Source organism: Bacillus sp. FSL R5-0593, assembly GCF_038603755.1.
GTDB lineage: Bacteria > Bacillota > Bacilli > Bacillales > Bacillaceae > Bacillus > Bacillus velezensis.
The window spans coordinates 2,323,695-2,341,227 of record NZ_CP152011.1 but is presented as its reverse complement, the minus strand read 5'-3'; the positions used below and the strand labels follow the sequence as shown (position 1 = coordinate 2,341,227).

At 36.4% G+C, this 17,533-nt stretch carries 17 protein-coding genes and 4 pseudogenes; 8 read left to right on the top strand and 13 right to left on the bottom strand.

Going from position 1 to position 17,533, the window contains the following annotated elements; genetic code table 11:
* The 3 genes and pseudogenes from NYE36_RS11465 to NYE36_RS11455 form a co-directional block, all read right to left on the bottom strand.
* Nucleotides 1-621: pseudogene (locus NYE36_RS11465) on the bottom strand (polysaccharide biosynthesis protein); the annotation flags it as partial.
* A pseudogene (locus tag NYE36_RS11460) lies at nucleotides 597-2,281 on the bottom strand (recombinase family protein). The pseudogenes NYE36_RS11460 and NYE36_RS11465, both read right to left, overlap by 25 nt.
* 216 nt (nucleotides 2,282-2,497) lie before the next feature.
* The gene (locus NYE36_RS11455) at nucleotides 2,498-3,463 is read right to left on the bottom strand and encodes a thermonuclease family protein (protein WP_094032307.1); all 966 of its coding nucleotides are present in this window, start codon (nucleotides 3,461-3,463) and stop codon (nucleotides 2,498-2,500) included.
* Nucleotides 3,464-3,727: 264 nt separating this feature from the next.
* On the opposite strand from NYE36_RS11455, the gene NYE36_RS11450 reads away from it, so the two are divergent.
* From NYE36_RS11450 to NYE36_RS11435, 4 genes and pseudogenes are all read left to right on the top strand, one after another.
* Nucleotides 3,728-4,162 carry an SMI1/KNR4 family protein gene (locus tag NYE36_RS11450; protein WP_094032326.1) on the top strand — a complete coding sequence of 145 codons (435 nt, stop codon included), beginning with the start codon at nucleotides 3,728-3,730 and terminating at the stop codon, nucleotides 4,160-4,162.
* A gap of 36 nt (nucleotides 4,163-4,198) precedes the next feature.
* Nucleotides 4,199-6,007 (top strand): T7SS effector LXG polymorphic toxin, encoded by a 1,809-nt coding sequence (locus tag NYE36_RS11445; protein WP_199021991.1) that lies wholly within the window; start codon nucleotides 4,199-4,201, stop codon nucleotides 6,005-6,007.
* A gap of 2 nt (nucleotides 6,008-6,009) precedes the next feature.
* Nucleotides 6,010-6,468 carry an SMI1/KNR4 family protein gene (locus NYE36_RS11440; protein ID WP_094032087.1) on the top strand — a complete coding sequence of 153 codons (459 nt, stop codon included), beginning with the start codon at nucleotides 6,010-6,012 and terminating at the stop codon, nucleotides 6,466-6,468.
* Nucleotides 6,469-6,847: 379 nt separating this feature from the next.
* A pseudogene (locus tag NYE36_RS11435) lies at nucleotides 6,848-7,207 on the top strand (hypothetical protein).
* Nucleotides 7,208-7,266: 59 nt separating this feature from the next.
* On the opposite strand, the gene NYE36_RS11430 reads toward NYE36_RS11435, so the two are convergent.
* The 3 genes from NYE36_RS11430 to NYE36_RS11420 all read right to left on the bottom strand — a co-directional run bounded on the left by NYE36_RS11430 (nucleotide 7,267) and on the right by NYE36_RS11420 (nucleotide 10,044).
* Nucleotides 7,267-8,286 (bottom strand): hypothetical protein, encoded by a 1,020-nt coding sequence (locus tag NYE36_RS11430; protein WP_342496854.1) that lies wholly within the window; start codon nucleotides 8,284-8,286, stop codon nucleotides 7,267-7,269.
* Between the two features lie 523 nt (nucleotides 8,287-8,809).
* Nucleotides 8,810-8,932: a phosphatase RapK inhibitor PhrK gene (gene phrK, locus NYE36_RS11425; RefSeq protein WP_016936664.1), complete on the bottom strand. Its 123-nt coding sequence runs from the start codon at nucleotides 8,930-8,932 to the stop codon at nucleotides 8,810-8,812.
* Nucleotides 8,929-10,044 carry a Rap family tetratricopeptide repeat protein gene (locus tag NYE36_RS11420; RefSeq protein WP_043021835.1) on the bottom strand — a complete coding sequence of 372 codons (1,116 nt, stop codon included), beginning with the start codon at nucleotides 10,042-10,044 and terminating at the stop codon, nucleotides 8,929-8,931. Before NYE36_RS11420 ends, phrK begins: the two co-directional genes overlap by 4 nt.
* Before the next feature lie 369 nt (nucleotides 10,045-10,413).
* On the opposite strand from NYE36_RS11420, the gene NYE36_RS11415 reads away from it, so the two are divergent.
* The gene (locus tag NYE36_RS11415) at nucleotides 10,414-10,866 is read left to right on the top strand and encodes a hypothetical protein (RefSeq protein WP_060675231.1); all 453 of its coding nucleotides are present in this window, start codon (nucleotides 10,414-10,416) and stop codon (nucleotides 10,864-10,866) included.
* A 211-nt stretch (nucleotides 10,867-11,077) separates the two neighbouring features.
* On the opposite strand, the gene NYE36_RS11410 is transcribed toward NYE36_RS11415, so the two are convergent.
* Nucleotides 11,078-11,452 (bottom strand): YoqO family protein, encoded by a 375-nt coding sequence (locus NYE36_RS11410; protein ID WP_015240044.1) that lies wholly within the window; start codon nucleotides 11,450-11,452, stop codon nucleotides 11,078-11,080.
* Nucleotides 11,453-11,793: 341 nt separating this feature from the next.
* Here NYE36_RS11410 and NYE36_RS11405 point away from each other — a divergent pair, with 341 nt between their 5' ends.
* Nucleotides 11,794-12,279, top strand: a complete 486-nt coding sequence (locus tag NYE36_RS11405) for a hypothetical protein (RefSeq protein WP_039254805.1) — start codon at nucleotides 11,794-11,796, stop codon at nucleotides 12,277-12,279.
* 210 nt (nucleotides 12,280-12,489) lie between these two features.
* On the opposite strand, the gene NYE36_RS11400 is transcribed toward NYE36_RS11405, so the two are convergent.
* From NYE36_RS11400 to NYE36_RS11380, 5 genes and pseudogenes are all read right to left on the bottom strand, one after another.
* Nucleotides 12,490-12,954 (bottom strand): hypothetical protein, encoded by a 465-nt coding sequence (locus NYE36_RS11400; RefSeq protein WP_039254808.1) that lies wholly within the window; start codon nucleotides 12,952-12,954, stop codon nucleotides 12,490-12,492.
* 313 nt (nucleotides 12,955-13,267) lie between these two features.
* Nucleotides 13,268-13,431, bottom strand: a pseudogene (locus NYE36_RS11395) (hypothetical protein); the annotation flags it as partial.
* A 167-nt stretch (nucleotides 13,432-13,598) separates the two neighbouring features.
* Nucleotides 13,599-14,120, bottom strand: coding sequence for a hypothetical protein (locus NYE36_RS11390; RefSeq protein ID WP_021493934.1), 522 nt, complete (start codon nucleotides 14,118-14,120; stop codon nucleotides 13,599-13,601).
* A 74-nt stretch (nucleotides 14,121-14,194) separates the two neighbouring features.
* Complete coding sequence (locus NYE36_RS11385) at nucleotides 14,195-14,623, bottom strand: hypothetical protein (RefSeq protein WP_033574684.1); 429 nt, start codon at nucleotides 14,621-14,623, stop codon at nucleotides 14,195-14,197.
* A 765-nt stretch (nucleotides 14,624-15,388) separates the two neighbouring features.
* Nucleotides 15,389-15,625: a hypothetical protein gene (locus NYE36_RS11380; RefSeq protein ID WP_113766748.1), complete on the bottom strand. Its 237-nt coding sequence runs from the start codon at nucleotides 15,623-15,625 to the stop codon at nucleotides 15,389-15,391.
* A 459-nt stretch (nucleotides 15,626-16,084) separates the two neighbouring features.
* On the opposite strand from NYE36_RS11380, the gene NYE36_RS11375 reads away from it, so the two are divergent.
* Together NYE36_RS11375 and sprB are read left to right on the top strand one after the other, a co-directional pair.
* Entirely contained in the window at nucleotides 16,085-16,429 is a 345-nt protein-coding gene (locus NYE36_RS11375) for a DUF3221 domain-containing protein (RefSeq protein WP_223255331.1), read from the top strand.
* A gap of 362 nt (nucleotides 16,430-16,791) precedes the next feature.
* Entirely contained in the window at nucleotides 16,792-16,968 is a 177-nt protein-coding gene (gene sprB, locus NYE36_RS11370; RefSeq protein WP_015417661.1) for a recombination directionality factor SprB, read from the top strand.
* Between the two features lie 33 nt (nucleotides 16,969-17,001).
* Here the strand turns inward: sprB and NYE36_RS11365 are convergent, their stop codons facing one another.
* The gene (locus NYE36_RS11365) at nucleotides 17,002-17,427 is read right to left on the bottom strand and encodes an SDR family NAD(P)-dependent oxidoreductase (RefSeq protein WP_003153663.1); all 426 of its coding nucleotides are present in this window, start codon (nucleotides 17,425-17,427) and stop codon (nucleotides 17,002-17,004) included.
* Between the last annotated feature and the right edge of the window lie 106 nt (nucleotides 17,428-17,533).

The window sequence follows — 17,533 nt, the reverse complement described above, 5'->3', positions numbered from 1 at the left end:
CTATGTTTTTTTTTCTTCATTTAATCGTTCAATAATCTTTACGATTGTGTCTTTTGTGATGAGCGGCGCCTGATCGGATTGATATCTGGGGAGATTGACCTTCCGAAATTCCGGATGTTTGGCGGGTTCCGGCAATATTGCGTAAAGATTGCCCCATTCATATAAAGATTCCGTCTCATGCGGAGAGGTCAGTTCTTCATGAAGCTTTTCACCGGGGCGTTTTCCTACTTCAACAGCGGCGGGGCGCGGCAGTCCGTGCCGGAACGCATACTCCTCAAACCCGTGAAGCAGTTCTTCAAGCCTCAGGGACTCCATTTTAAAAATAAACGTTTCTCCGCCCTTTGTGATCGCCGCAGATTGCAGGGTGAGCGTTGCGGCGTCATCAATCGACATAAAAAACCTCGTCATGTTTTTATCCGTAATGGTGAGCGGACCGCCTGCCATCAACTGCTCAAATAAAATAGGAATAACGGAACCGCGTGAACCTAGAACATTGCCGAAGCGGACCGAACAAAATACCGTACCGCGGTTTTGAACATGATGATTCGCCTGATGAAACAGCTTTTCGGACAACAGCTTCGTAGCTCCCATTGTGTTTACCGGGGAAACAGCTTTATCGGTTTTTTAAGATATTTACTGCATTTTGAGGGACTATCAGTGACGGTGAGGTCGAAAACGAAAAATTAAACCTCAGAATAGGGGTAATTTCAAACTGAGCCGGAATTGGTCCTTTTCTTTTTTGTGTCATCGTAACGATAACTTCTTTGAAGACCATTCTTAATAGCGCGTTCTTTTTCTCTGTGCTTGATTCAATGTGATATTGATCAATTATCCTATTTATGTTGTTTCTGACTGTATTACTGTCTATTTCTGATTGCGCTTCTTGAGTTCCATTGAGCTCATGCTTGGCAATCTGGAGTTCTTTAAATTCTTCATCTAAAACAGCTTTTCTTTTCAAAAAAAGTTCATCAGTGTAAATGCCGCTCTCATATTTCTCGAAGATAAAATTCTCTTTGTTTTTTAACTCTTGTTCTTTTTGTGAAAGATGTTCAGACATTTGCTTTTTTGTTTTCACATTACTATTTACGTCTTCGTATTTAGAAATCATTGAAGTGATATGTTTTGTTAAAGTCTTATTATCTAAGTTGCTTAAAGAAGAGAGGTAATCCAAAATGGCATATTCAACATCGTTATATCTTACATAAGTGCATTTATTCTTTTTGCAAGTGAGTGATTTAACGTGATACACACTTTCCGTGCCGTTTTTGTTTTCTCGCGTTCGTCTAGTTTCGTATTTAGATAATGGTTCACCGCACTTAGAACAAGTGCATACGCCTGCCAATTCACTTAATTCCAATGCATTTTTATTAGGCAGCAGGGGGACTTTGTTTGCAATTTTATCTTGTGATTGTTGAAATTGTTCTTGATCTATTATAGGGGCATGTGCATCCGATACTACAATTTGTTCCTTTTCAGGTCTAATTGTTCGTTTACCGTCTTTTGTTTTTTCTCTAACCTTATATTTAACAGTTCCGATATACGCTTCGTTTTGCAGAATTGCTTTAATTGTGTATTGATTCCAGCGCTTTTTTCCTGATGGAGTCGGTATTTGTAATTTTGTTAAGTGAGAAGCAATCGCTGTATAACTATAATCTTTTCCATTCAACCCATTTAAAAAGAGGTTAAAGATGAGTTGAACGACTTTTGCTTTTTCTTCGACTGGGACTAGTTTGGATGTTTTTTTGTTTAACCGGTATCCATAAGGCGCTAGTCCGGAAATCCATTTCCCTTGTGCCGCATATGTGTATTTAGCGCCTGTCATACGCTCTCTGGTCATTTCAAATTCTTCTCTGGCCATAAACAATTCAAAACGAATCTGACGCATGTCTGCAGGGTTTCGAGGGTCATAAACTTTATATGGTGTAATGATAATCAATCGCTTGCTTTGAAGAAGGTTAACAATTTGTCCCGCATCACTGTAGCTCCCTCGGCTGAGTCTTGTTATTTCTTTAACAGCAATTGCCTGGTACTTGCCTTCCTCGAGGTCTTTAAGACATTCTTTAAAAACAGGGCGGCCCTCAATGCTTTCCCCAGACCCGATTTCCATTTTTAATTCATAGGGGATTTCAATCGACTTCAGTATTTTATTCATGAGTTCTTTTTGTTCTGTTAGCGTATCTTCGCCTGTTCTTTTTTCTCGCTCCATATCCTGACGAGAGCGTCTAAGATAACCCAAAATATTTGTAATGTTGTAAGAATGAACGATGTTTTTTAATTCCAAAAAAACAGCACCTCCTCTTTATTGTATTTACTGTAAAAACAGTAGTATTCGTACAATATTCTGTCTGACATTGAACACGAAAATAACGTAATAAATATTGTAGGGGCTGTATTCTTTAAGTGTTGGGCTAAAGAGCTCGCTCATACGCTCTATGTTTTTTGTTAGCCTGAGAAAATACTCAAATAAAAAAAGAAGCCTCAGAGGACTTCAAAATAATTAATTCTTCTCACATGCAAAGTTGTCATTATCCCGATCCATTTTAGATGTATAGGCAGGGTGAGTGCTTGGTACTCCATGCGGATATTTCTTTCTCAGCTCTGTGCAGTTTGCAAAGTGTTCTGTTCCTCCAGCAGAAGGGGAGGCTTGTGCAGAGTTAGAAGAGCTGCTTGATGCTGAACCGCTTGAGTTCGATTTATGTGTCTCGGATTGGTGTGTTGTAACTGACTTTTGAGCCGGCTTAGATACACTTACTGATTTCTTCGGTTTCGTTACGCAGCCATTAAATCCTTTATCAGTCGCATATCCATTCTTACTCCAAATCTTCAAGTCTTTATCTTTCGCAGCTTGCTCATCTTTCTTATACGTGTCTAAATACTTCGTGTTTGGCTCATATACATAAGCTACTCGTGCTAATCCTTCTTTAAGCAGTGTTTCTTGTACTGATTTGCCATCTGCATAAACGTAAGACAGCATTCTGCCATACTTGTCTGTACGATCTCCTTTATCAAACTCCAGTTGAAGTTTTCCCTTGTTAACCAGCTGTTTGTTTCTTGCTGAAGCATCCTCACCATATGGTTGTACGCAAGAGTTTGGGTTCTTAGTTTTAGGCGTGTCAACAAGTAAATAACGAACAGTTTTGACTTCGCCTTTATAGTTAACTTTAATCGTATCCCCATCAACTGTTCTGTTAAGTGTTACATCGACCAGCTTTTTCTTTTTGTCAGACGCCTTTTTATCCGACGAATCCTTCTTTGAAGCATTTTCGGCTTTTTCATTGTTGTCATTAGTACTTTTGTCATTTGATTGAGTGTCTGCCTTTGTCTCTTTTGCATCCTTTTCTTCTTGCTCTGTTGTTTTAGCTTGATCTGAATCTGTTTTATCTGTAGAAGCAGAATCAGATCCACACGCAGCCAAAGAAAAGCTTAGAGATAATGCGCCAATACCTAACAGCCATTTCTTCAATGTAATTCCCCCAATTTGTTTGTTCTGTCTCTATATCGGACAAACCTTCCTAATTATAAGTGTAAAACCAAATATTGTAAATTTCATTTTGGCATTTTAAGACACTCAAATACAGTTGTGTGGTAAAATTTAGTGACTCAAACACCTTAGAGGAGGGAAATTTAATTGGAAGAAAGAAAGTTAATTCGCATGACTCTTGATGGGATAAAGGAAGCTGTTTCTAAATACGGAACTTTTCCTATGCTCCAACATGGAGGGCATGTCATGGAAGATGCTGCTTTTCAATTCAGAGACCCAGCCAGTCCTCAAGAAATTAATAGTTTAGAAAAGATGTTAGGGGTAACTTTGCCTAATGATTATAAAGAGTTCCTATTCAATCACAATGGAATGGAAATGTTTAATGGTATTGAGCTTCTTAGTACAGAAGGGATAATTGAATTTAATGAAGTTCAAGACTTCCCTAAGGGATATGTCCTAATTGGGTATCATTATGATGGCAGGTATGTTATTGATGTAAACAAATCAAATAAAGGGTTGGGGTATATGTTGCATCTGAATTCAATTGATAATATTGAAGATGCGGTATATTTAGACTCTAACTTTGAGATATGGTTTGACATGTTGGTGTCATCAAACGGAACTAAATACTGGGAAGTAAATCCAAATATTCAAGAGTATTATAAATATATTTCAGAATAGAAAATTTAGATAAGATTAAGTGGGAAGGAGGCTTAAATGAAAGTATTTGAAGCAGCCTCGTTCATTTCAGCCGCAGAAAAGCGGGCAAAACAATACGATCAGATTAGAGAACAATTTATCAATCTCAGAAAAGCGTTTCAGGGAATGGCTGACTTAGACGACAGTGAGTTTTCAGGCAAAGGCGCCGACAACATTAAAGCATTCTTTCAAGACCACGCCGGCGTCACGGACAGCTGGCTTGATCTGATCGATATGAAGATTGCGTTTCTTAACAGTATTTCAGGAAAAGTAGCTGATGCCGGATTGGCCGATTCGTTTGTGGAAGAGTCCTTTTTAGAACACGAGCTGATTCATGCGAAGAATAAATCAAAAGCCATCATGCAAGAGCAGCGGAATGAACTCAAGGACATCATAAATGAAATCAGCGATATCATTCATCTTGATGTTTTCTCTACAGAAGATGTCGATCAAAATCTGGAATCAGCAGACAAAAAACGGGACGATACCGTAAATAGGCTCGGAAAGCTCGATCATGATCTAACGAAAGAATACGCAGAAACCGAGGCAAACGAACATTTCATTCAGGCCGATTTTCAACAGCTCCAAAACGCTACGGGAAAAGGGAAAAACGCCACTCCGCTTCACTATAACGCCAAGGCATACAGGGAAAGTGACATACATAAGAAAAAAGGCGAGATTGCAAGACATTCAGACACATATTTAACGTTTAAGAAGGAAGAAGCAAAAGAGCGGGAAATCAAGGATCTGAAGAAAAAGCTCGCTGACGGTGTGACCGATCCGGATGAATATTTGGAAATTGCGAAGAAGATCGGCTATGAAAACCTTGAACCTTCCCAGCAGCAATATGTCATTCAGCTTGAACAAGCAAAACAGCTGGAAGAAGCCGGAGAAGTGACTTGGGATATATTAAAAGGCGCCGGCGTTGGTTTATATGATGTCGGGAAAGACACGGTAACCGGTTTATGGGACTTCATAACCGATCCGGGGGAAACCTTGTCAGCACTGGAGAATGCAGTACTTCATCCTGTTAAAACATATGATGCTGTTTCAGCAGCAATCGAGGAATCGTATCAAAAGGATATGGTAAATGGAGATGCTTACTCCAGATCAAGATGGGTGACATATGCAATTGGTTCAGCAGCTGTGGCTGTCGTCGGAACGAAAGGCGCAGGAGCCGTTAACAAAGCTGATGCGGCGGGGAAGGTCATAAACAAGGCAGGACAGGCAGGGAAGAAAATTAAAGACGTTAAACTTCCAGAACTGCTTCCTTATAACTCTAAATATGATCTTGCTCTGTCGGGTGACGTACCATACAATGTGGTTGACAGCCAAAACCTTAAAAATGAACTTTTGACCAATGCAAAGAAAATCCCGGATGGAACGAGAAAGCCGTTTACTGGTCAAGAAATAAACCTTCCTTGGTTAAATAAAGAAAAGTATGGCGCCTTTGAAGTTAAAGGGAAGGTAAAAGCTTCGGGTAAAACTAAAGATGTAAGTCGAAGAGTATACACGTTGAAAGATATTGATATAAACAAAGTTGATGCTGAAAGCGGAAAAACAAATTTACAACTTATGAAAAAAGGTGACGCTCCTTTTGCTAATGATGGCACAAAAATCAACTTACATCATTTAATTCAAGAAGAGCCAGGAACGATGGTGGAAATTCCAGCTTCTGTTCATCAAAATAATAAAAAAGTTCTCCATGGATTGAAAAAAGGTGGGGAAAGTTTTAGAAATGACAGGGAGTTGCGGAATCAGTATAAAAGCTTTCAACGAAGATATTGGAAATGGAGAGCGAGCCAATTTGAGAAAGGAGAAATGTAACAATGACTTATCATGAAATTGAAGAATTTATTAAAGAAAACGCTGAAGATGATGATTTTACAGGCGGAATAAGTGAAGAAAAAATCAAAGAGATACAAAGTCGTTTAAATGTAAAACTTCCCGAGAGTTATAAGTGGTTTTTAAATAAATATGGCTCCGGTGGAATTTACGGGGTAAATATACTAGGCCATGGGAAAGTTTCTGCAAGGGTTGTTACAGTTACTGAGGAATATAGAACTTATTATAATTTAAGTGACGGTATTATCGTTATAGAAGATGTAGATGAATTCTCTTATTGCCTTGATACAAACAAAATGGAAAACGACGAATGTCCAGTAATAGTTTGGGCAAATGAAGCCGGTTATGGTGACAAGGTTGCAGATAACTTTCTGCAATTTTTCTTGGAAGAGCTTGAAGAAGCAAAAGAAAATTGGGAAGAGGACGAAGATTGGGACGATTAAGTAGAAGTATTGCAAAGTTAAGCTCTCTTTTTGAGAGCTTTTTTGTATGAAATAATGAAGTAAGATACTGTTGGTTGAAAAGAAACTGTTTTTCCATCTATTATATTTGGTCGAATTTAAGTTGAATATCTCGCTGGAATTACCGATAAATAACATGTGAAATAATACCAAACGGAAGGAATTTGTTATACAAAGGTGAAGCGAACATATACAAATATGATGCTATACTTGGACAAAACAGGGTAGTAGTAGGATGGGACAAATACATTGAAATTCCAATGAACGAACTTCCTTCAAATGAGATTCAAGTTGAAGGTCTTGGGAAAAACATGAAAATCATTTATAGCAACGTTGTAAAATTCGAGAGAGGGTGAATGTTATGGAAGGCCTTAATAACTCTTACAACATTACGAAAGACCCTAAGTTTTTAGCGTTTTGCAGTTTAGCGACAGAAGGTGCAGGAATTAGTTCGAATCAGCAATGTTCAATTGGTTTTACTGAATTCAAAGAAGCGCTGGAGAATGGCAAAGTAGTTGATAATAAAAACCTTAAGAGCAGTTCAGAGTTAAATCACCAGTTTGATTACTGAAAGTCCAGAATAACTGGGGGACGAGCTGTAACTGAAACAGATAATCAAGTGCTGGATATCATCAAACAAGCATACAATCTTGGAATGGTGACGAAAGATAATATGCTTATGAGAAATCAAGCTATTAACGCGTATAAAACATCTATTTAATTTAAAATTAAAGCCCCGTATTCAGGAGGGGCTTTTGCTTTGCAACTTATTCTTTATGTTTAATCTAAAACCATAAAGTCCTGCACTTTTGTTTCTTCTTCAGGCAAATCAAATTCATTAAGTTTCTTTTTAGTACGGATATCAAAAATCCCCATATAGCCACCAATGCCTTTTTTGTTTTCCTCTTGTGAAATCACATAAAGTTTTTGATCTTTAAACTTTGCATTCATATACGGAAATTTTAAATTGAATTTTTCAAAAGAAAAATCTTTATCGTACTCAAGTAAGCAGGCGTATCCGGATTTGTTAATATATGTAACGTAAAATTTACCGCTTTTTTTGTCGTAATACACAGCGTCCGCTTGTTCGATATCATCAGGATATTTTATGAATTTTGATTTCCATGATCCTTTTTCGATTACAGTTAGTTCATGTTCTGAGCTAGCCACAACATATTTTTCAGAGTGATCAAATACATCTCCATAGGAAGCTAATCCAATCGTTTTAATAATCTCTTCTGTTTTTCTATCAATGACGTACAAAGACATTCCTTGAATGACGTAAATATACTTATCATCGCTTTCTCCCATGGTTACTAGGGAGGGCAAAGTCAGGCTATATTTTTTATTGAACTTTTTATCATTTACTTTCAGTTCATTTCCATTGGTGTCGACATTATAGGCTTTTACAGAAATATCTTCTCCTTGATACCAAAAAGCAAATGGATTGGATAATTTATGTTCTTTAATGGTGTTGTTTTTTAATGTGTAATAATATGGTTCATGTTCAGCTAACAAGACGATATCGTCTGAAGAGGGGGTTTTTTTCTGGATATATGGTATATCCGGTACCTTAAAGTATCGTTTATTGAATTTTTCTCCTTGTGATGTGGATATGAGTACGCTTTTCTTGATGAGTGGATTTGAATAGATAAAAAAGATTTTATCCTCGGTTGGATTAATTTTAGAAGTACTTACAGAGTGTTCACCTTTATTTATAAAGAATGCATTGATCAACAATATAACTATTGCACTAATTAGAACTCCTGAAATCCCATATAAAACATAAGACTTTTTCATATAATGCTCCTTATCTTTTATATAAAATAAAAAGACACTTGCAGAATAAATCTGCAAGTAAAATGATTAGTAGCTAACAGTTTTTGATGAACGATCAATATCTGGAGATGTGACAAGTGCGCCTCCATTACTGTCTAGGTCCGTTCCTTTTGAATTTTTGTATGATTGCCACACAAGTTTAGAGCAATACTATTTATTTGTACTTTTTTGGTTGCAGCAACTGAATAAGGCTTATCTGTTTTACTACTAGCATATGTCTGAGCCTTTACCTTATCATAGATATCTGCGCCCTTATGCTTTTGAATCGCTTACTCCAGTTGTTCTGATAATTCCTTACCCTTTTCCAGCCCATGCTTCCATAATTTTGTTATGGAGGGGATAAGAAATAAATACGGATCAAAAGCGATCTTACGAGCTGTTTCTTATACACCTGGAGGCACAGCTTTGCATAGAGCAGGTTTGACAGGTGATCACAAATCATAAAATAAAAAGCCCACTCATATGAGTAGGGCTAAATTAATTTTTAACCTCCGACTGGCCTTTCAGCTACCTGGATGTTAGATGGTGAATCTGTACTCAATTGCGTTAAAGCTACCCCACTTAAAATTACAGTTAAAATAGATACGCAAAGCACAATTTTTTTCATAAGATTCCCTCCACCTGATTCATTTTCTGTTCAGCCCAAATTTTTTCATTGAAAAAGCTTGTTGCTTCTTCAAAAGCACCTATTGATTCAAACCTTTTTGCAGCTATGTAGGACAATTCATCTACACTTTCAAGGTCATTTTGTTGTTTTAAAAACTCAATATAACGGATGCAATTATTGAAGTTGTTTTTTAATTCACCGCAATATAGGTTGTATAGGATGCTAATTTTGGCTTCGTATATCTTATTCTCCATTAATATGAGTCTTTCCTGTGCTTTATTGTAAAAATTAATGGCTTTCATTTTTTCGTCAATTTTAAATAGTTCCTTAATTATCATGAATAAAGAATTTATATAATAATTTGAATTCATCCAAGATTCATTTCCAATAGCTTTTTCGAGAGATTTAATGCACTTATCAGGTTTGTCCCAATCAGAATACACGATACTAAGGTTGTGATATAACTGAGCTTCCAAATATTCATCCTTTGTTTCTTGTGCAATGTCTATTGCTTCTAAATAATATGTTTCTGACTCTTCAAACCGTTTCATATCGGAATAGTTTGCAGCAGCAATCATTGTTGAAGTTGCCAGTTTGCATTTATAATCAGGGTGTCGCTTATATATTGCAATTGCATTCTTGATGTAGTGTTGTGCCACAATGCTTTGTTTAACAAGAGTGTATAAGTAGGAGACCTTGGAGTAGAATTCAGCTGCTTCAATTTCATCCGGAATTTCTGCAAGCTTTTTCTCTGCTAATCCATATAAGTTAATTGCTCGATCATAATTTTTGTTGTATGCCTCGTACATTGCTTCGAATAAATAAAAGTTATATTCCAATTTATCGTTCGTTCTTTTTATGAAATTTTCATTCTCTTCAGTGAAATAAGTGTGCTTTTGTAAAGGCTCTCCGCGTGAAGAGTGTAGCAACATTTTGTGTCTTTCTTCTAATAAACTGTAATATGCAAGAACTTCTTGATCCTCTTCCATATCATCGAACAGGCTTTTAATCTCTGAGTAATATTTTATTGACTCATGTACCTTTTGTTTCTTTATAGCAATGTACCAATCATTCAGTGTAGTAGCAACAACTTCTGAAGCGATCTTGCTCATCCAAACCCCTCTTTCTGAAAATTTCAAAAACCCTTTGGGAATAATCATAACATAGTCATTGAAAAAATTGTAAAAGGATGTAGAGATTTTGGGATTTTCTAATTTGAAAAAACGAAAAAAAATACCCTCCTCGTTAGAGAAGGGATGTGATCAGTTTGTTGTTGCTTTTAACGAAGCAAGCCACTCATCTAATGTTCCTGAGAAACCTTGTTGAGCTGCTAATTCATATGCTGATTTTCCATCTTTACCTGCAGCACCAGTAGCTCCAGTACTGCCTTTTTCACCTTTTAATGAAGCTAACCATTCAAAAGTGATGAATATTCAAGGCGGGAGTAAGGGAAATTAACAAAAAAATGTGAGGGAATGTAGATGAAACGATTTATCTTGGTTATACCGTTATTGGCTGCTGTTATTGCCTCTCCAACTCAAATGAAAGCAAGTCCAATGCCTTGTAGTGCAGTACTCGAACCGGTAAATCAAAAACTGAAAAATGCGAAGGGTGCGGCACTAATCTATAAAGTGCAGTTATACCCGCCAAGTGCTGCAAGAACGAATATGAGTATTCTTGCTGTCCACCTTCCTCAGCCATCTTCTTATGGAAGCTACGACGGTTATGAAGGATTTGCCGCCAAAACAGGGGAGATCAGTTGGCGATTTAAACTATATCCAACTCCCGAGGAAGAGAGCCCTAATTGGGCTGGAAGGATTGATTCCATATCGGCTGAAATGACAAATGTTAAAGTGCAAGTACGCCTTTCAAATTCTAAGACACAAAAGTTGGGGCCAAGTGTATTAACAAACAATATTCAATCTTGCTATTAGAAATGTAGAGTTCTTATCAAAGAGAGCAATGCGACTGGAGTCAAAAAGGTAATTGATCGAGAAATTCTGGTGAAAAATGAAAAAGAGTCCATTAAGATGCAATGTCTGGAGTCAATTCATCATTTGACAGAAGAGAGCCGGCAAAAGTCGATATTGCGTTTGATAGAAAGACGGCATAAAAAGAAATGGTTAGCTAAAAAAAGGCAAAGAGTCAACGCTCTTTACCATCAGGTGTTTTCCTTAAGCGGTCTGCAATATGCTTAATTAAACTCAGCGCAGCAGTCACTAATCCAATAACTAAAACAATTTCAAGTAAGAGGATAAATCCAAAATTTAAACCGCGACTTTCAAAGTAATCACCAGTAAAAAAGAGCAATTGATAAATTCCAAGCATTAGCACAATAAAGGAAGCGCCTATAATCGCCAGAGACTTTTTAGAGAACTCCTTAGTATGGTTAAAATTATAAACCAATAAGAACAAAAATAGACAAGCCATGGCGATCTTATGAGTCAATGAATCACTTGCTGAGAATCCTTGCACAAGTAAGGAGATAATTAATCCGGTCATTCCGATTATTTTGTTCAATATATCACCTGCTTTGTATAAGTATGACCTTAGATGTCAGCTTACCAATTAAAGGTGATATTCTCAACATAATGCAGTTTAAAGTTAACTTAAAAATGTGATTATTTTAAGAAAGGGGTTGAAATATGCTCGGTTGTCAAAAAGGGGAGCAAGTAAGGTCTTTGAGAATGGAGAAATGGGAATTATATTGTGGACGACAAATCGAGGTTCTGTAGGTGTTGAATGGGACTCTGGTGAATATGGTGAATACAATGATAATGTCGATGAGCTATTAATGTTAGCAGATTAATATGTTTTCCGAAAGTTAAACGAAAGCAGTTCATTAAAGGAAGGGTTAGACAATGATTAAAATAACGTTATTCCAAGATGAATATTGCAATGGTGAATGGGTTGAAATTGATAGGCTATTAAATGGTTTCATAAGAGCAGAGTCAATTAATATTGAAGTGATTGATATCAAATACAATTCATTAAATACTATGCGAACTCATAATACAGCTCTGCGTATATTGAGAAAGGACTTAAGATCACTAGGACGTGAAGATGAAATCGTGATTTTAAACGGAGTAAGAGGAAGAAATGAAACCTATGTAGCAACCAGGGAAACTGAGTACTTTACCAATGAATCAATTAAAGAGGTGCATTATGCTGGTGACAATAAAGAAGCTGCCTTTAGCAAAATTGATGGCACTTCAGGCAACAGGCTAATTTTAGATGTTTGTTTTGATGGCTTGAGGATTAAATCTTTTATCAAAATTCATAATGGTGAGCTTTTGATAAATTGGGCAGCACAAAGAAAGAGGTTGAAGACTACAATGCCAAACTAATTGCGGCACAATTTCTTTGAAATGTTGGAGAGAGCTGAACAAGTCTAGATAAAAGAAGAAGGATTTTATCACTGGCTTGTTTTTTGTGTAGGAGCCTTGAATCTTCGATTGTATTATCAATATATCATGTTTTTACAAATAATTCATTTCTGTCTTACGATAGTTTTTAATGAATACAAAAAGCCCCACGAATGGAGCTTAAATTACGTTTTATTGAACATAGCCAGAAAAGTCGCTCGGAGCAGAGAAAGATAGATAGTAAAGCGCATTGGCATCTAGATTTTTTATTGTTCCTGTAGCTGTACCGTTAGCATTTACAGTTAGTGTTTCAGTAGCAAAAATCCAGTCGGAATCATTCCAAACTTTCACAGTTAGTTTAGTTCCAATATTGTTTGTAATTGAATAGCTTATCGAAGATTTTCCTTGAAAATAACTGTTTGAATATAATGTATTGCCAGTTGCTTGTCCAGCGAATGTCAATTTGTTTTTCGTAAGATTTACAATGCTATTTGAATTAGGAGGGTTAAGACCAAAAGCTTTAAATTCACCTTCGGCAGAGCTAGTAAGCTTAGTTGAAAACCTAGAATTGCCGGTCTCAGCAGACGCGGCAGTGGCAAAGCTCAGAGAAAGAATGGCCACCATGGTGCAAACAATAAAACTAAACAACTTTTTCAAATTAAACACTCCTTTATTTGTAAATTCAAGTAAATAATAACACTTAATTTTAGGAGGTCAATAGGTTTATTCAAACTGGAATGAATCTGTCACAAAATATGAAGAGCATTTGGTGAAGGATAACTTATTGTATTATGTACTAAATTTTCAGTTCATTTTAAGGGGCTAAGCATTAAGGAGTTATGTAACGGAGAGATTATACTCTCCAAGATTCAAAGGAATGTATGCGGGGTTTACCATGTAGTCTTAAATCTATAATCACTTTCAGCCAGCTATAAGAATGTTTATTAATCTCATGGGGGCTTTTTTAATACGATTCCTTCAAGATGCTTTTCTTTGGCAGATTAAAGTAAGCTAGCGTCCCATTACAGTCTCAAAGCCAGGAACACCACCTTGGGCTGCAAAAACAACAGTACCATTGAGCATATCAAGATTCGAGAGTTCTGGGAACTTGCTTGTTACTTTATTGTTGTGACGAAGTATAAAGCATGAAGGTTCAGTGTGAGCTTTAGGAGCTGAATTTCTTAGAGAAAGCACTGTATGAAGAGGGATTTTAATTAAATAAAGCAGACATTAAGCCTGCTTTATCTTTTTGAACATTATTCCTTTTTTATATGCATTATATTCTCACCAAATGCCCGTCCTTAAGATTTTAAATTCTGGGCACGATCAGACTTTTTAGGGAAAATACATTCTAACAAAAGAAAAAATAAAGTTAATCCTAATGATAATTTAAAATTGTCGCTGTTCCCAATTGAACATAAGATACCCACTATATAAATGAATAAAAACCTAAACAATGAGGCAAATATAAACTTGAAGAAGTTATCCCCAATGAGATGCCTTCCAACAGCCACAAAAATATTATCAAAAGTAAAAGAATAAACAACCATACACACACTTGTTATAACAATCTGTTTAAATTCTATTTCTAATTCAAAGAAGCTTACAAGCACATTTGCTGATCCTGTTGCAAATAAGATTATCACCATTATGACTGCAGTAGGAATGAGTGATAAAACCAAAGCTCCTATTACTGTAGATAATAAAAATTTTTCATTTGTGTTTTTTTCTGCAGCTTCTTTCTTTTCTCCTCTGTACATAAAAATAAAAAAGACGATGAGAGATAAAAGATAAATTGATAACGTCATAACAAGCAGATTCATGGTGATCTCTCCTTACCTAATTAAAACAAAAGAGTGAAGGTTGTAAGCCTCACTCTCTTGTTTTTAATGTATAGTTATACCAAAAAGAACACAACAACCTTCGCAATTAACTGTGCATCAGCTAATGGAATTCCGGCTTTCACTAAGGCCACAGTAACAGCTGTTTCTCCGAAATTTGTAAGTTCATCTATAACGTCCGCCGCTTTGTGTCCCCACTTAGAACAAGCATCACCAGCTTTTTGAGCCCATTTATATGGGATCTTTTTAATAAGGTTTCCTAAAGCGGGACCGCCAACCCTAAGTGCTTTTACTAATATTTGTTTAGCGAAAGGAATGCCCTGTGTATGTACTTCAGAATTTGAAGCTAAAGGAGCCTGTACGCTATTTTGAACTACAGGTGCTTTTTTACTTTCTGCTGCACTTGCATAGCCAGGAGAAACAACTGATATAGTCAGCACAGCCAACGTGAACACCATGATAAATGAAATAGGTTTTTTCTTCATTAAAATTTTCAGTTATAAAAGAAGGAACAAGAATTTTAAAAACATACTTTTGTTATTATACGAGACACAACTTTTTTAAAAAAGAACCGAAAGTCTCACTGGGGATGCCCATTTTATGCCGTGGAGAAGATTCAATAAAACTGTAATTTTAACAAAAACAAATATTTTCAGGGTAACGTCTGAGTGTTAAAACACTCAGAGGGGGGAATTAGGTTTGAGAAACACCATTGGCAAGATTGGAATTTTACTGGAGTGGTTTGCTTTATGATTTTGGGCAGGAGTTAATGCGAAAGAGCTAACTCAGACTAGGAATGATACTGAAAGCAACATCTACCTTTAATCAATCAGTCAATATACTTAACTTAAAACCGCCTCAAATATTAAGACCCTAAGTTACTCGACAACTGCAGATGATTGGGAGGATGCCGGAACTACATACGGGATACCAAATTTGAAAAGTACTCAACGGCCGCTGTCGTTCAAACATAGGATTTGCTTTTAAATTTGCCTACAGGGGGTTGGTCATCTTATTTAGCTGGATTAGCTAATATGATCATTCTAGGTGAATGTAAATTGTTTACTTTAAGGATAGGCAGGAATTTAAGATGGCAGGGGCAACTTTAATGACAAAACACCTTGTAACGATTGATGAAGATAAGGATCGAAAGAAAAAATCGGGAGTGACAGCTTTATCATCTCAAACTAAGGCGGCCCAAAAGTTGCTGCAATGTGATAAAAAATAATCCTGCCTTAAGGTGGGGGGGATTATGACATGCTGTTTATTAAGCTGTAAACAAACGCAACAATAAATAGTGGATAAGAGATAATAGCAATTAGTTTTGAAGATTTGCTCTTTTTTTCAAATGTGTATATCAGTGCAAATCCTAAAAAGAATATTGTGACAAACCAAGAAGAATAGGACGGGTACAATGCAATAAGTAAGACAATAAGAGTGGATAACGCAAAAGAAGAGTTTAGTGTTATTTTCTGATCGTTTTTCAAATAAACCGCCTCCTTACACATATTCCCCCCATATAAAAACACTTAAACATTATATTAAGTCAGCATGATTAAATGATAAACATTTTAAGTAAAGAACAAGATAAAGCAATCCGGCATTTCAAGGACAAGCTGAACATGTCTGAAAAACTGTAAATACCCTTAGTTAATGTAAACTGCTTAGAGATAAGCAAAATGATTAAGCGGAGGAGCTGTATAGACTTATAAGACCTTATATAAACATTAGATCGCTTAAAGAAGGTGATGTGGTTGATCAGCCAATTGAATATTTCATGATGCAATTGTACGGTTCTATAATGGTGAAGACCTCGCCGTGTTCCATTTGTCTAGGGGGAATTGGTTTAAATTCATAAACATGAGGCGTTTTAGTCTGTCATTTCCTAAAACAGTGTTTTATTCTTGTTACAAATATGCAAGAAGGGCGGTTTGAACTTGTATAAAGTGTTTATAATGCTGTTAATTTTGTTATGTATAACATTAGGGTGTCAAAACCAACATAACAAACATTTTATGGAGGCTGAGCAAACTATGGTCGGCTATGTCATCTTAAAAAGAGAGAATCAAGCAATTCTCATACCTAATGAGAAAGCTGATGTTAAAGACTATAAAAATCTTAGTGAAAAAGAAATTATTGAGAAGTATAGATCGGATATAGTTATACTGGGACTTAGTCAACTTAACAATAAAGATGACTTGAGCAAAGGACAAAAAATACGTATTTGGTATAAAAAATTAAATGAATCTTCACCTCCAAAAACAAACATCTCAAAGTTTGAAAGTATTTAGTACCATATTCTGTAATTCCTCGGAATGCCGCTGCAAAACTGAAGCGGCATATTGAACAGAAATAATGTCTTCAAACCTTACCTCATTCGCGGTGGCTTAATCCTGCCCCAAGATTTATTTGACGATTGTTGACTCAGGTGCAGAGAAGGCACATGCCAAGAACACATTTTTGAATTACTGGGCACCTTGAATAAAACCAGCATTCCCGTATTCATATGAGAAGAGATCGGTACTGAACGCTGGATAAAGAAAAAAGTTAACCGTACATTTGAACAAGCTTGCGAGGTTTTGATAAAGAAAGAACAGTCAAGAGACGAACCATTACATACATATAATACTCCTGTGAAAGCGGGGGTGTAGTTTTGGAACCTTACCAACGTTATGAGGAATTGAAGAAGAAAACAATAAAGGTTGTCCATAAAGATAATTACAGTATCCGCTATATAGAACAGGATGAAGCCAGTGATGACTTAGATGAATTTTATAAACAATTTGCTCAACATTTATTGGAAGCTGCTTTGGAAAGAACTGCAGAGTAAGCTTCTTTTTTTAATTGGTTAGTAGTAAGTATCTTAATAAACAGCTTTATCGGTACTGATATTAATCACATGCGTCACTTCTTGCAGCAAAGCGGCTTCTGCGACATTTTGTCCGCCGATAAGGTTGGTTTGAATGGCTTCAAAGGGATTATCCTCACATGTCGGAACCTGCTTCAGCGCAGCTGTGTGAAAGACAATATCAACACCTTTCATCACTTGGTTGACTCTTCTGTAGTCACGAACATCGCCGAGCACAAACGACAGTCTTTGTTCATCCGCGTATTTTTGTTTCATCACATATTGTTTGCTGTCATCTTTGCTGAACACAATGACTTCTTTAGGGGTTAAGAGCAAAAGGCGTTTTACTATTTGGCTTCCGATTGATCCTGTCCCGCCTGTGACGAGAACAGTTTTATCGTGAAAAAACGGTTGTAGCTCTACTGCTTGCTGTTTAGGCATGGCTTATCCTCCAACTCTCGTTTCTCTACCATGCATCATATGTTGAACAATTTCAGCGAGTTAATGAAAGAAACCAATAAATCAAAAATTAGAGAAAAACATTAAT

What these genes read in the sequence shown, in the direction of transcription:
- NYE36_RS11390 (WP_021493934.1), bottom strand. Translation starts at nt 14,120, where the DNA reads ATGAATCTGCTTGTTATGACGTTATCAATTTATCTTTTATCTCTCATC.
- NYE36_RS11430 (WP_342496854.1), bottom strand. Translation starts at nt 8,286, where the DNA reads ATGAAAAAGTCTTATGTTTTATATGGGATTTCAGGAGTTCTAATTAGT.
- NYE36_RS11365 (WP_003153663.1), bottom strand. Translation starts at nt 17,427, where the DNA reads ATGCCTAAACAGCAAGCAGTAGAGCTACAACCGTTTTTTCACGATAAA.
- phrK (WP_016936664.1), bottom strand. Translation starts at nt 8,932, where the DNA reads ATGAAAAAAATTGTGCTTTGCGTATCTATTTTAACTGTAATTTTAAGT.
- NYE36_RS11405 (WP_039254805.1), top strand. Translation starts at nt 11,794, where the DNA reads ATGATTAAAATAACGTTATTCCAAGATGAATATTGCAATGGTGAATGG.
- NYE36_RS11415 (WP_060675231.1), top strand. Translation starts at nt 10,414, where the DNA reads ATGAAACGATTTATCTTGGTTATACCGTTATTGGCTGCTGTTATTGCC.
- NYE36_RS11450 (WP_094032326.1), top strand. Translation starts at nt 3,728, where the DNA reads ATGGAAGATGCTGCTTTTCAATTCAGAGACCCAGCCAGTCCTCAAGAA.
- NYE36_RS11420 (WP_043021835.1), bottom strand. Translation starts at nt 10,044, where the DNA reads ATGAGCAAGATCGCTTCAGAAGTTGTTGCTACTACACTGAATGATTGG.
- NYE36_RS11445 (WP_199021991.1), top strand. Translation starts at nt 4,199, where the DNA reads ATGAAAGTATTTGAAGCAGCCTCGTTCATTTCAGCCGCAGAAAAGCGG.
- NYE36_RS11385 (WP_033574684.1), bottom strand. Translation starts at nt 14,623, where the DNA reads ATGAAGAAAAAACCTATTTCATTTATCATGGTGTTCACGTTGGCTGTG.
- NYE36_RS11440 (WP_094032087.1), top strand. Translation starts at nt 6,010, where the DNA reads ATGACTTATCATGAAATTGAAGAATTTATTAAAGAAAACGCTGAAGAT.